Source organism: Bacillus nitratireducens, assembly GCF_001884135.1.
GTDB classification, from domain to species: Bacteria; Bacillota; Bacilli; order Bacillales; family Bacillaceae_G; genus Bacillus_A; species Bacillus_A nitratireducens.
Map to the genome: position 1 here is coordinate 75,194 of NZ_MAOC01000021.1, position 13,006 is coordinate 88,199.

The following is a 13,006-nucleotide window of genomic DNA, read 5'->3' on the forward strand; positions in this document are numbered from 1 at the left end:
GATGGGAAAGGCGGGTAAATATGTTCCAGCGTGTTCAAACAAAGGAAGAACATTTTTGGTTCGAGCAACTGTGGGGAGATTTTTGTGAAGAAAGAAATTTAATGTTTGTAGAACGTAATTTAAATCCATCACGATTTTTATTAATAGAAGATGAACATCATATTGGTACAGTAGAATGTATTAAGTATACAGTACCTGAACAATCAAATTCGGAGTTTTTCTATCCGTTTTCTAAAAATGATTTAGTGAAAGATTTGAAAAATGTATATGAAATAGGAAAGTTAAGCATTGCGAAAACGTCTCGGGGGAGAGGACATTTCAAAAGGCTGGCAGCTATTTTATTTATGCATGCGCTAGAGACGAAAGCTGAATGGTATATTGCAGCAGTTACAAAAAGAATGTATATGTATTTACTTACACTCGGTTTTCCAATTGAGCCGATAGATAATCCATTCCAGTTTCATGATACTTTACAAGGTGTACCAGTACGGATCCATGCTCGAAAAGGGGCTACACATTTGTATTCTTTGAAAGAATTCCGTGATATTATTCAAGGGAATGCTCATGCGCAGGCACTTATTGCAGAATACAGTAAAAATATTATGTTAACAAAATAAAAATATATGAATATGTATATATGAAGAAGGGTGTCATGTTACAGCCTTCTTTCTTCATACAAAAAGTAGACCCTTATTCTTGTAATAAGGGTCTACAATTTTATAGTCCAAATATACTAAAAATCATTTTGCGGCGCTTAGGTTTCTTTTCTCTTTCATATGTTGGTTTTGAATCAGGAGTAATATATATTGGTTCTTCTTTTTTTAAGGCAGCTTCTAGTTTTTGAATCCGCTCTAACATTTCCTCCATTTCACGGCGATGTTGTAAAAGTTGGTATGTAACGACATCATTTGCTTTATCTAGCATTTGTTCTTCCATTCGATCTAGTCTTCTCGTAATTGAATTTAATTGAGCTGCTAATTGCTCAAAATCATTTGATGATGTTGTTTGAGTAGGTTGAACGTTGTGAGGTTGGTCTGCTTGAGAACGATGGTATTCTAACATTTGATCTAAATCACCTTGTGTGAAAATAAAATGACCATATTTATTTTTTTCTATCGTAAGATTTAATTGTTGTGCAATCCGGACAACAGCCTTTGGGCTAACACCTAATTTCTTCGCGATAAATGGTGTTTTATATTCCAAAATAATCCCTCCTATATATATCCTGTTGAATGATTTCTAGTTATGTAGTAAGTTCCCTTCAGGTGTGACAAAAGAAGTGTGGAATCGGCAAAGAAAGTGTTTTTTCACGAAATTGAGCTGTTTAGCATATACGATTTATATAAATTATTTTTATTTATCGAAAAATTGAGATTATTATAGTTTGACGATAATAAGTTAATTAGATTATCATAATTATAAATATCTTTTTTATGTATGCATATAATATATAAAAAGGTGGTTGCTAATGTAGAATTTTATTAGAGTATAAGAATGCTTACTTCACTTGAATAAATTTAAGTAGGAGGTGGCTTCCTTGCTTACACTGTAAGTAAGGAAAAGTATTTGGACATATATAGTATAAGTATAGTGATTGTTTTAATTGCCTTGACGGCATTTTTCGTTGCAGCAGAATTTGCAATTGTTAAAGTGAGGAGTTCACGAATTGACTATTTAATTGCAGAAGGAAATAATCGTGCGATATCTGTCAAAACAGTCATTACAAACTTAGACGAATATTTATCAGCTTGTCAGTTAGGAATAACTGTTACAGCTCTTGGGATTGGGTGGTCTGGTAAACCGGCGCTAAAGCACATGTTTGATGTGTTGTTTGCTAATTGGAATGTCCCCACTCAACTCGCAGATATTTTGGCTATAGTTTTAGTGTTTTTGTTTATCACATTTTTTCATGTGGTAGTAGGGGAGCTAGCTCCAAAAACATTCGCGATTCAAAAAGCAGAACAAGTGAGTTTCTTTGTTGCTAAGCCACTCATTTTGTTTTATCGTATTGCATTCCCATTCATTTGGATTTTAAATGGATCAGCGCGGCTAATTACGAAATTTTTTGGGTTGAAACCACCAAAAAAGCATGACGAAGTGCATTCAGAAGAAGAATTGCGGTTGTTGGTTTCAGAAAGTTATAAAAACGGTGAGATTAATCAATCTGAATATAAGTATGTAAATAAAATATTTGAATTTGACGATCGTATTGCGAAAGAAATAATGGTACCACGAACAGAAATGAATATTTTAAATAAAGAAATGCCTGCCGAAGAGGCTTTACAAAAAATGTCTCATGAAAAATACACGAGGTATCCGGTGGTTGATGGTGATAAGGACCATGTAATAGGCTTTGTGAATTTTAAAGATATATTTACAGATTTTGTGAAGCATCGAGTTGTTAGTGAAAAGACAGTCGAGCAATATATTAGGCCAATTATTCTAGTAATTGAATCTATCCCCATTCATGATCTATTTTTAAAAATGCAAAGGGAAAGGACGCATATTGCTATATTGATTGATGAATATGGTGGTACATCAGGTCTTGTAACCGTTGAAGATATTTTAGAAGAGATTGTAGGGGATATTCAAGATGAGTTCGATACTGATGAACAACCAGAAATCCAACAAGTTAGTGAGACGAAAACAATTTTAGAAGGAAAAGTACTTGTTAGTGAAGTGAATGCATTATTAGGTTTGACTATTGACGACGATGATGTCGATACGATCGGCGGCTGGATACTAACCAAAAATATTGAGATCGCCGAAGGAGATACCATTGAAATTGAAAACTACAAGTTTTGTGTGAAGGAATTAGATGGGCACTATATTAAGAGGTTGGAAGTAACGAAACCTTCAGAATCGATTGTTATTGTGGGGGATGAAAAAAAGATTTCGCTCCAAGAACAAATTAGTTCATAAACTCTGCTTTGTAGCAGAGTTTTTTTTGAGCAAAATGTTTTTGGGGGTGTTAGGGCTATGATACAATTACATAAGTTAGACCTTTCACTAGGTGAAGTAAATGCAATGTATTATTGTATATATATATTCGGAAGGAGAACCACTATGAAAAAGCATTTATATATAAATGGGGTATGGAAATCAGTAGGGACGTATAAACCATTGTATGCACCATATTCTGAAGAAATATTAGCGGAGATTGCGCAAGGTACAGAAGATGACGTAAAGGAAGCAATAGTTTCGGCTAAAAATGCAATGAAAGAAATGAAAAAATTATCTTCATACGATCGCGCAACTATTTTAGAAAAGGTTGCACAAAAAATGGATGAGAAAAGAGAAGAGTTTGCAGTGATTATTGCAAAAGAAGCTGCAAAACCAATTCGTGCTGCACGGGGAGAAGTAGATCGCACTGTTCAAACATATAAGTTTGCAGCTGAAGAAGCGAAGCGAATATATGGTGAGACGTTACCATTAGATGCGGCACCAGGAGCAGAGGGCCGTATAGCGTATACAATTCGACAACCAATCGGAGTTATTGGTGCTATTACACCGTTTAATTTTCCACTTAATTTAGTAGCACATAAAGTAGGTCCGGCAATTGCGGCTGGAAATACTATAGTGCTAAAGCCAGCCGACCAAACGCCACTTTCGTCATATGCATTGGTGGAATTATTTGAAGAAGCTGGTTTACCAAAGGGAGCTTTCAATATAATTTCTGGACCTGGACCTGTTGTAGGTGAGGCATTAGTAAAAGATGAGAACGTTGCTTGTATTACTTTTACAGGAAGTCCAAAAGTAGGTATTGGAATTAAGCAAAAAGCTGGATTGAAACGAGTGACGTTAGAATTAGGATCAAATGCTGCTGTTATCATTGATGAAGACGTTGAATTGACAGACGAAATAATTGAACGTGTAACATGGGGCGCGTTTGTGAATAATGGACAAGTTTGTATTTCTGTACAACGTGTTTTTGTACATGAATGCAAAATAGATGAGTTTATTACAAAATTAACAAAAGTAATGGAAAACGTTGTAGTAGGAGACCCGCTTCATGAAGAAACAGATGTATCAGCACTTATTTCAAAAAACGATGTAGAACGTGTAAGTTCATGGGTAGAAGAGGCAGTTAAGGCAGGAGCAAATGTTGTATACGGTGGTAACAAACGTGATGCAAGGATCTTTGAACCAACTGTATTAACAAATGTTCCAGAGTATGTATCTGTTCAGTGCCAAGAAGTATTTGGTCCACTTATGACAGTAAATACATTTAAAGAATTTGATGAGGCTTTAGAACAAGTAAATAATTCACGTTATGGATTACAAGCAGGTGTATTTACAAACAATCTATGTAAAGCAATGCGTGCCATTGATGAATTAGAAGTCGGTGGTGTCATGATTAATGATATTCCAACGTTCAGAGTAGATCATATGCCTTATGGTGGTGTGAAAGAAAGCGGAACTGGACGTGAAGGAATTAAATATGCAATAGAAGAAATGACAGAAATGAAATTAGTGTGTATTAAAAAATAAAGTGGATCGAGCTTAAACATCGCAATAAAAAACGAGCAGGAAATGTTTACGATTCCATACTCGTTTTTTATTGTTTGTTTTACGTTTCACGGAACGATTTCATTTAAGTAAGTGTACCTTTTACTTCATTTCTTGTTTGAAAATAGCATCTTCTACATAAATTTGTTCTTTATCTACAGCAGTGCTATGAGATAGTACTAAACCGATTGGTGTTTCAATACCTTTATTTTGAACAATTGTAAAAGGAACATTTTTTTCATTTGCTAATTTAATGTATTTTGATAAATGTGGGTAAGCAATGCTACCATTTAGGAATATTTGTAATGATTGAGAAGAGCGCATGCTACTAGCTACTTCAGAATATACATTACTTTGCATTACTTGACCGATTGTTAAAGCGATTTCTACACGCTCACGTAATGTAGTTAAATACATATTACGTTCTTCTGGTTTGTTTTGCTTTTGGCCATATATGCCTTCTTGGAGATAATCTTCCACATTTTTATTTACCATATTTTTCACACCTTTCAATTCTTATTGTACGCAAGAATTAAAAAGGATGCAAAAAAAAGTAGTTTTGAACAGAAAAATAATTAAAAAATGAGAAAGAAAAAGAGATATATGAATAAAACTTATTTAATAAGAAAGGAAAAATAAATTTTATCAACAGAAATTAACAAAATGTGACAATAATCTATTAACGAAATGTATTTTTTGTGTTAATATTCAAAATATAAAGGGTATTCGTCGTATGGAAATGGAGGGAATGGAGGTTTTTCCAATCGATAAGGATATTAAAGAAGTATTTTGTTCGCACTTGAAAAACAACAAGCACCAATTCGTAGAGAACTGGAAAAACAAAATGATAATTTCCGAAAAAGATCCATTTAAACAAGAAGTAGTTCAAAATGGAGAAAATTTATTAGAGTTAATTATCGAACTTGTTATGGAAGATAAAGATATTAATTATCTTCAACCATTATGTGAGAAAATTGCCATTGAGCGTGCAGGGGCAGATGCGAATATTGGAGATTTTGTCTACAATGCAAATGTGGGAAGAAATGAACTTTTTGAAGCAATGTGCGAATTGGATGTAAGCGCTCGTGAACTGAAACCGATTATGGCCAAAATACATACTTGTTTTGACAAATTAATTTATTATACCGTTTTAAAATACTCAGAAATTATAACGAGAAATTTAGAAGAAAAACAGCAATATATAAACGAAACACATAAAGAAAGGCTTACGATTCTAGGGCAAATGTCGGCTAGTTTTGTCCATGAATTTCGTAATCCGCTAACTTCAATTATGGGATTTGTAAAGTTATTGAAGACAGACCATCCTAATCTATCGTATTTAGATATTATTTCACATGAATTAGATCAATTGAATTTTAGGATTTCACAATTTTTACTTGTGTCGAAAAAAGAAATGTGGAATGAATCGGAACGTTTTTGGCTAAATGACTTGTTTCAAGATATTATACAATTCTTGTATCCAAGTTTAGTTAATGCAAATGTTTTGATTGAAAAAAATTTGCCGTATCCTATTCCACTCATTGGCTACCGAAGTGAAGTGAGACAAGTATTTTTAAATATTTTAATGAATTCAATTGATGCTCTTGAATCGGTGAAAGAAGAGCGGAAAATTATCATTGATGTATTTGAAGAGGATACCACAATTCGTATTGTTATAAAAAATAATGGACCTATGATTCCAGCGGAAAGTGTAGAAACCATTTTTGAGCCATTTGTAACTACTAAAAAGCTAGGAACTGGTATTGGACTATTTGTATGTAAACAAATTGTAGAAAAGCATAAAGGATCCATATTGTGTCGTTCGAATAACGACTGGACAGAATTTCAAATTGAGTTTCAAAAGTAAACAGTCTACACCATACGAATGGTGTAGACTGTTTTAATTTGTAAGTATAACAGCCTCTAACTTTGGGTCCTCAGTTGAATAACCTATTATTGAAATTGTGTAAATTGAATTTGGTTCAACGTTGAACTTAGGAATGGTTAATAGTACTTTTTTTGAATCAGCAAGTGAAACTTCAATATCTGCTGTACCAGGGCTAACTTGTAAAAAATCTGTTACTTGTTTAAAAAGTACATTTTCAAATAAATGATCCCCATCTTTCAAATTAACATTTACAACGGGAGTGTCTGGTGAAAAATGTGCGAACCGTATTTTTGCTTGACCAGATGGTAAATGAGTATTATCAAGAATAGGTTGTAATTGGAGATGATTATCGCTATTGACCGCTGCAAGGGTATAAGTGTGATTCCCCATTATGGGTACTAATGCTGAGAATATTGGAGTTTCGTTTCCAACAGGGACAATATCAATACGGTATTTACCTTGTACTAATGATAAGTAAGGACTGAATTGTTTAAAGGAAATATTTTTAATCACTTTTTGTCCATTTACAATAATATCAACTGCCGGTGTGTGGGGAGCTGTGTGGAAAATTCTCATATGTGACGGCAAAGTCGCTTCTTGTGAATCTCTCTTTTCGTATGCTTGTACAAGTTTTGTAATTGCATCATGGTATTTCATATAGAGTTCCACATACTTTTTAGGATTGCTATATTGGTAGTAACGAGCAAGTTGTTCGTAACGTGCAGCTTCTTGTCCGTATTTTTCAATTTCGGATTGAGTCATAAAACATTCCTCCTTCATCATTACAACTATATGCGAAGCTGGAAAGAAGATATGCGAAAAAAACTGTTTTTCTAAAAGGAAAAGTTTAAATAGGGATTTTTTTATTTATAGGCAAACACACATACAAATTGGTAATTGTCCTACATAATTTATAAAGGAAAGGTAGTTTGACTTTGAAGGAAGGAGCACAATGGGGATCTGGATATCCCGGGTATGTAGTGTGAATTTAGTTATGGAGGATTTCGTGCTTTAGGCTGTGGAACAAATGTTGGATTTGCACTATAAGTATTTCTATTTCCAATAAGTGAACTGGCTGGAAAAGGTAATATCGGATAAAAGAGCGTCGTGCCGAACTGATTACTGTCGTTAATCGGTTCTTTTTTTATTGTTATAAATAGATGGTGCTACTTGTTTAGTAATAGTTATGACAATTGTGGTTTGTTATCTATATAGTGAAGTAAAATGTCGAATTTTGTTTGAAAATATGCAATATAAAGTAGGATAATAGGAAGGAGAATAACGGGAGTTCCGTCGAAGTTTACACAATGTCGGCAATTGAGAGAAGCTGATATTATGTTAAAAAAGCATTTAATTAGTTGTTATCTTAAATCAAGGAGGGGTGTTTAAGCGTACAGATAAGGGTTGGTCTTCGATTTGAGTTCTGAATTTTCTGTTTTTAAATTAATATTTTGCACTCATTTGTATATTTTATAATAGTTTTTTGATAAATTCACTGCTTTCGCAGAGGGTTCTTTTTTATGAAAGAAACGTCAATTTTCTTCATATATATATACAAATTGGAGAAATGGGGGAGCGCTATGCGCGATTACTTAATTAAACCACTTGTTGGTCAGCCGTATCCAATGATTTCACATGGAAAAGGTGTATATTTGTATGATCAAAACGGAAATAAATATTTTGATGGTTCGTCAGGAGCAATTACGGCAGGTATTGGGCATGGCGTAAAGGAGATTGCAGACGTTATTAAAAAACAAGCAGAGGAGATTGCTTTCGTATATAGGTCACAGTTCACGAGTGAACCAGCTGAAAAATTAGCGAAGAAGTTAAGTGATTTAAGTGTAGGAGATTTGAACTGGAGCTTTTTTGTAAATAGTGGTACGGAAGCAAATGAAACAGCTATGAAAATCGCAATTCAGCATTTTCAGGAGCGCGGTATTCAAGGGAAACATAAAATTTTGTCACGATGGATGAGCTATCATGGTATTACTATGGGTGCCTTATCAATGTCTGGGCATCCACTGCGCAGACAACGTTTCGTATCTATTTTGGAAGATTATCCAACTATTCCAGCTCCTTATTGTTTCAGATGCCCTGTACAGAAGGTATATCCAACTTGTCAGCTTGCTTGTGCGACTGAACTAGAAAGAGCGATTGAGCGAATTGGTGCAGAACATATTGCAGCTTTTATCGCTGAACCGATTATTGGGGCTGCTGGAGGCGCGATTGTCCCGCCGAAAGAATATTATAAAGTAATTAAAGATATTTGTAGTCATTACGATATATTATTTATTGCGGATGAAGTAATGACTGGACTTGGTCGTACTGGTGCATGGTTTGCGATGGAGCACTGGGGTGTAGAACCGGATATTATGACGCTTGGTAAGGGGCTAGGAGCGGGTTATACACCAATGGCAGCGACAGTTGTAAGTGACCGTGTTATGGAGCCGATTTTACGTGGATCACGTTCTGTAATGAGCGGACATACGCTTAGTGCCAATCCATTGTCTGCAGCAACGGCTTTAGCTGTTATTGAATATATGGAGAAACATAATCTACCTGAAAAAACAGCAGAAAAGGGAGAGTATTTATTAAAAGGTTTACAGAAAGTTCAGCAGCAATCGACAATCATTGCCGATGTACGTGGAAAAGGATTGCTAATTGGAATAGAATTGCAACCGTTTACAAAAGCGTCGGAACTTATTTCGGTTGCGGCTAAAAATGGATTACTCTTATACCAAGCTGTTTCAGGGCAAGCAGGAAAAGAGGATAGTGCACTGCTTGTTGCACCACCAATGACAACTACATATTCCGAGTTAGATGAATTACTTTCAATTTTTGTAAAGAGCGTGGAAGAGATGATGCAAAAAGGAGGGCATAGTATCGCATGACAACTATTACAAATACATTCGGTAAATTAAAAGAAGTAGAGGAAGTAATTTCTTTGTTCCATGATGATATGACATTAATGTTTGGGGGATTTGGAGGGATTGGATCTCCTCCATCTTTAATTCAAGCTGTTTTAGATAAAGGCATTACAAATTTAAATTTAATAGGAAATGATACTGGATTTCCTGATGTAGGAATCGGTCGTCTTGTTACGAATGAAAGGGTTAAATCTTTAGTTACTTCTCATATTGGATCAAACCCAAATGCGGGAAGACAATTAAATGAAGGAAGATTGCAAATTGAATTTTCTCCGCAAGGAACATTAGCAGAGCGTATTCGCGCTGGTGGTGTAGGCCTAGGTGGTATTTTAGTTGATGTTGGTGTTGATACGATTGTAGAAGAAGGAAAGCGAACAGTTGAAATGAATGGAAAGACATATTTAGTTGAAACAGCTTTAACGGCTGAAGTCGCAATTGTATATGCGAAAAAAGCGGATCCGTTTGGCAATCTGGTATTTGATAAAAGCGCTCGTAATATGAATCCGCACGTAGCTATGGCTGGGGACATAACGATTGTAGAAGCAGAAGAAATTGTTCCACTTGGAAGTTTAGATCCAGAAGAAATTGTCGTCCCAGGTGTATTTGTAAATTATATCGTGCCATCGGAAGGAGTGAATTGGAAATGGGTATGGGCGTAGAAGTGAGAGATAAGATTGCAAGACGTGCAGCGAGAGAAATTCAAAATGGCATGATTGTAAATTTAGGTATTGGAATTCCATCGCTTGTACCGAATCATTTGCCAGAAGATATGAAAGTTATGTTTCATGCAGAAAACGGTATTGTCGGTATGGGACCAACGCCAAGTAAAGGGAATGAAGATGAGAATTTATGTAATGCAGCGGGTTTACCAACATCTCTTATTACAGGAGCAAGTTATTTCGATAGCTGCATGGCGTTTGGCATGATTCGAAAAGGATTACTTGATGTTACGATACTTGGTTCGTTACAAGTAAGTGAACATGGTGATTTAGCAAACTGGATTGTACCAGGAAAACGCGTTCCAGGTATTGGAGGAGCGATGGATTTAGCGCAAAAAGCGAAGCGGGTCGTTGTTGTGATGAATCATGTTGATAAATACGGAAATGCAAAGATTGTTTCGGAATGTACATTGCCATTAACTTCGAAAAAATGTGTAGATTTAATTATTACAGACATGGCTGTAATGGAAGTGACTCCAAGTGGACTAGTCTTACAAGAATTAATGAGTCCGTACACTGTAGAAGATGTAAAACGACATACGACGGCTGATTTTCAAATAAGCTCAAATTTACTAGTAATTGAATGAGGGGAGTTGTAATATATGGAGCAATTAAAAAATCAAGTTTGTGATTATATTGAGAGTCATGAAGAAGAGAGCGTAAAATTTTTAACACGATTAATTCAAGAAAAGAGCGTATCTGGTGATGAAAGTGGTGCGCAGGCAATTGTTATTGAAAAGTTGCGTGAGTTAGGTCTAGACCTCGATATTTGGGAGCCTGCTTTTAATGAAATAAAAGATCACCCTTATTTCGTATCACCTCGTACGAGCTTTACAGATAGCCCGAACATTGTAGCGACTTTAAAAGGAAGTGGCGAAGGGAAATCTATGATTTTAAATGGCCATATTGATGTCGTGCCAGAAGGGGATGTAAATCAGTGGGACCATCATCCGTATAGTGGAGAGAAAATAGGAAACCGCATATATGGACGTGGAACAACAGATATGAAAGGCGGCAATGTCTCACTTATGCTTGCGATGGAAGCAATTATTGAATGTGGTATTGAACTAAAAGGTGATATACATTTTCAAAGTGTAATAGAAGAAGAGAGCGGTGGGGCAGGAACATTAGCAACTATTTTACGAGGGTATAAGGCAGATGGCGTTATTATTCCTGAGCCGACGAATATGAAATTTTTTCCGAAACAACAAGGGTCAATGTGGTTTCGTCTACATATAAAAGGCAAAGCAGCACACGGTGGTACACGGTATGAAGGAGTAAGTGCAATAGAAAAAAGTATGTTTGTTGTAGATCATTTGAGAAAATTAGAAGAGAAGAGAAATGGTCGAATTACAGATCCATTATTTAAGGGGATTCCGATTCCAATTCCAATTAACGTTGGGAAAATTGAAGGGGGAAGCTGGCCAAGTTCTGTTCCCGATTCATTAATTTTAGAAGGAAGATGTGGTATTGCGCCGAATGAGACTATAGAGGCAGCAAAAGAAGAATTTGAAGGCTGGATTGGTGAATTAAAAGAAGTGGATAGTTGGTTTGTAAAAAATCCTGTAGAAGTAGAATGGTTTGGAGCGAGATGGGTTCCTGGTGAACTAGAAGAAAATCATCCGCTTATTACAACGCTTCAACAAAATTTTGTTGAAATTGAAGGGAACGAACCGATTATAGAAGCATCACCATGGGGAACAGATGGAGGTTTGTTCACACAAATCGCTAACGTACCAACGATAGTATTTGGTCCAGGAGAGACGAAAGTAGCACATTATCCAAACGAATATATAGAAGTTGATAAAATGATTGCTGCCGCGAAAATAATTGCATGTACATTACTAGATTGGTGTGAGGTGAAGAAATGAAATACTATGAATCTTTTAGTGAACAAACAAAGTATTACACAGTAGAAGGGGTATTAGACTATTTTAATAAACGTGTTAGAGTTGATCACTATACAGGAAATGTTGAGCACATTATACAAACAATCGATAAATTAGCAGAGAAACATTCTTTCACTAAATGTATTATTAAAGGAAAGGGAGAGCATGTTTCAACATGGCTCTCTTTCGGTTTCTTATTGGAAGCGACGATACCTCATTATTTTCAAGGACACGATGCGTACTTCTTCGTGAAATATCATTCCAATGAAAGACGAAATAGTATTCATTGGAATGAGGAAGATAGCATTTTAAGTGGTGTAAAAGCAAAAGAAGTGAAAGAAAAAATAGTCCCTGAGGAGTTTGTGTTAAGAAAAGCGACAGAAGAGGACGCGGAAGAATTAGCAATTGTCTTTGGGAAAGTATTTGAAGTTTATCCGACACCTTTAAATGAAGCGAGTTATGTAAAGCAGACGATGAAGGAAGACGATACAATTTACTATGTTTATGAATTCAAAGGGGAAATTATTAGCACAGCATCTGCTGAAATGAATGTAAAAGAAGGTAATGCAGAATTAACGAATTGTGCTACATTACCTGAATATCGAAAACATGGTTTTATGAAAAGTTTGCTAATTAAGTTAGAGGAAGAACTTCAAGAAAGATCTATTTTTTGTTCCTATACAATTGCTCGTTCGCTATCTTTCGGTATGAATGCAGCCTTTCATCAATTAGGCTATGCATATACGGGAAGGCTCGCGAATAATTGCTACATTTTTGATAAGTTGGAAGATATGAATATATGGGTGAAAGATTTATCTAGCTATTCGAAAGCAGTAAGACTCCCGCCTCAAAATTCGGCTGTAAAGCAAAGCAGTTAGGTGGGAGTCGGGATAATAATCAGTGGGGATGAATAAAACCCCACTGATTAAAGTTTCACTTAACTATAAATAAGCAATAGAAATATATACAAATTTCATCAAAATAATAGAACGGAATCGTCATGCTTATAATCGCACAGAGGGATGCCGAAAATCCGGCATGCATTTGCCGGATTTTCGGCAAAAGGGGGGATGA

General features: G+C 35.5%; 12 protein-coding genes. 9 read left to right on the top strand and 3 right to left on the bottom strand.

Features of this window, described 5'->3' with window-relative positions; translation table 11 throughout:
• Nucleotides 1–20 precede the first annotated feature (20 nt).
• Nucleotides 21–617, top strand: a complete 597-nt coding sequence (locus BAU23_RS08515) for a hypothetical protein (protein ID WP_000487800.1) — start codon at nt 21–23, stop codon at nt 615–617.
• 100 nt (nt 618–717) lie between these two features.
• Here the strand turns inward: BAU23_RS08515 and BAU23_RS08520 are convergent, their stop codons facing one another.
• Nucleotides 718–1,203 carry a polar chromosome segregation protein gene (locus tag BAU23_RS08520; RefSeq protein ID WP_000456025.1) on the bottom strand — a complete coding sequence of 162 codons (486 nt, stop codon included), beginning with the start codon at nt 1,201–1,203 and terminating at the stop codon, nt 718–720.
• Between the two features lie 363 nt (nt 1,204–1,566).
• On the opposite strand from BAU23_RS08520, the gene BAU23_RS08525 reads away from it, so the two are divergent.
• Nucleotides 1,567–2,922: a hemolysin family protein gene (locus tag BAU23_RS08525; protein ID WP_000356242.1), complete on the top strand. Its 1,356-nt coding sequence runs from the start codon at nt 1,567–1,569 to the stop codon at nt 2,920–2,922.
• A gap of 144 nt (nt 2,923–3,066) precedes the next feature.
• Complete coding sequence (locus tag BAU23_RS08530; RefSeq protein ID WP_071734107.1) at nt 3,067–4,491, top strand: aldehyde dehydrogenase family protein; 1,425 nt, start codon at nt 3,067–3,069, stop codon at nt 4,489–4,491.
• Nucleotides 4,492–4,611: 120 nt separating this feature from the next.
• On the opposite strand, the gene BAU23_RS08535 is transcribed toward BAU23_RS08530, so the two are convergent.
• On the bottom strand, nt 4,612–5,004 hold the full coding sequence (locus BAU23_RS08535; RefSeq protein ID WP_000247573.1) for a YueI family protein: 393 nt from the start codon (nt 5,002–5,004) through the stop codon (nt 4,612–4,614).
• A gap of 238 nt (nt 5,005–5,242) precedes the next feature.
• Here BAU23_RS08535 and BAU23_RS08540 point away from each other — a divergent pair, with 238 nt between their 5' ends.
• Nucleotides 5,243–6,376, top strand: a complete 1,134-nt coding sequence (locus BAU23_RS08540; protein WP_000425092.1) for a BA2291 family sporulation histidine kinase — start codon at nt 5,243–5,245, stop codon at nt 6,374–6,376.
• A 33-nt stretch (nt 6,377–6,409) separates the two neighbouring features.
• On the opposite strand, the gene BAU23_RS08545 is transcribed toward BAU23_RS08540, so the two are convergent.
• Nucleotides 6,410–7,159 (bottom strand): DUF4397 domain-containing protein, encoded by a 750-nt coding sequence (locus tag BAU23_RS08545; RefSeq protein ID WP_000194391.1) that lies wholly within the window; start codon nt 7,157–7,159, stop codon nt 6,410–6,412.
• Nucleotides 7,160–7,977: 818 nt separating this feature from the next.
• Between BAU23_RS08545 and BAU23_RS08550 the strand changes: the two genes are divergently transcribed.
• Genes BAU23_RS08550 through ablB form a run of 5 tightly spaced genes read left to right on the top strand, consistent with a single transcriptional unit; the run spans nt 7,978 to nt 12,810 of the window.
• Nucleotides 7,978–9,288: an aspartate aminotransferase family protein gene (locus BAU23_RS08550; RefSeq protein ID WP_001205876.1), complete on the top strand. Its 1,311-nt coding sequence runs from the start codon at nt 7,978–7,980 to the stop codon at nt 9,286–9,288.
• Nucleotides 9,285–9,983 carry an acetate CoA-transferase subunit alpha gene (gene atoD, locus BAU23_RS08555; protein ID WP_000208113.1) on the top strand — a complete coding sequence of 233 codons (699 nt, stop codon included), beginning with the start codon at nt 9,285–9,287 and terminating at the stop codon, nt 9,981–9,983. The genes BAU23_RS08550 and atoD overlap by 4 nt, the downstream gene beginning before the upstream one ends.
• Nucleotides 9,968–10,630 (top strand): CoA transferase subunit B, encoded by a 663-nt coding sequence (locus BAU23_RS08560; RefSeq protein WP_000525297.1) that lies wholly within the window; start codon nt 9,968–9,970, stop codon nt 10,628–10,630. The genes atoD and BAU23_RS08560 overlap by 16 nt, the downstream gene beginning before the upstream one ends.
• Before the next feature lie 15 nt (nt 10,631–10,645).
• Nucleotides 10,646–11,914 carry a peptidase gene (locus tag BAU23_RS08565; protein WP_071734109.1) on the top strand — a complete coding sequence of 423 codons (1,269 nt, stop codon included), beginning with the start codon at nt 10,646–10,648 and terminating at the stop codon, nt 11,912–11,914.
• Nucleotides 11,911–12,810, top strand: coding sequence for a putative beta-lysine N-acetyltransferase (gene ablB / locus BAU23_RS08570; protein WP_071734111.1), 900 nt, complete (start codon nt 11,911–11,913; stop codon nt 12,808–12,810). Before BAU23_RS08565 ends, ablB begins: the two co-directional genes overlap by 4 nt.
• Nucleotides 12,811–13,006: the final 196 nt, after the last annotated feature.

Excerpts from the sequence above, each read along its gene's own strand:
- BAU23_RS08565 (WP_071734109.1), top strand. The coding sequence starts at position 10,646 with ATGGAGCAATTAAAAAATCAAGTTTGTGATTATATTGAGAGTCATGAA.
- BAU23_RS08545 (WP_000194391.1), bottom strand. The coding sequence starts at position 7,159 with ATGACTCAATCCGAAATTGAAAAATACGGACAAGAAGCTGCACGTTAC.
- atoD (WP_000208113.1), top strand. The coding sequence starts at position 9,285 with ATGACAACTATTACAAATACATTCGGTAAATTAAAAGAAGTAGAGGAA.
- BAU23_RS08550 (WP_001205876.1), top strand. The coding sequence starts at position 7,978 with ATGCGCGATTACTTAATTAAACCACTTGTTGGTCAGCCGTATCCAATG.
- ablB (WP_071734111.1), top strand. The coding sequence starts at position 11,911 with ATGAAATACTATGAATCTTTTAGTGAACAAACAAAGTATTACACAGTA.
- BAU23_RS08515 (WP_000487800.1), top strand. The coding sequence starts at position 21 with ATGTTCCAGCGTGTTCAAACAAAGGAAGAACATTTTTGGTTCGAGCAA.
- BAU23_RS08535 (WP_000247573.1), bottom strand. The coding sequence starts at position 5,004 with ATGGTAAATAAAAATGTGGAAGATTATCTCCAAGAAGGCATATATGGC.
- BAU23_RS08540 (WP_000425092.1), top strand. The coding sequence starts at position 5,243 with ATGGAAATGGAGGGAATGGAGGTTTTTCCAATCGATAAGGATATTAAA.
- BAU23_RS08560 (WP_000525297.1), top strand. The coding sequence starts at position 9,968 with ATGGGTATGGGCGTAGAAGTGAGAGATAAGATTGCAAGACGTGCAGCG.
- BAU23_RS08530 (WP_071734107.1), top strand. The coding sequence starts at position 3,067 with ATGAAAAAGCATTTATATATAAATGGGGTATGGAAATCAGTAGGGACG.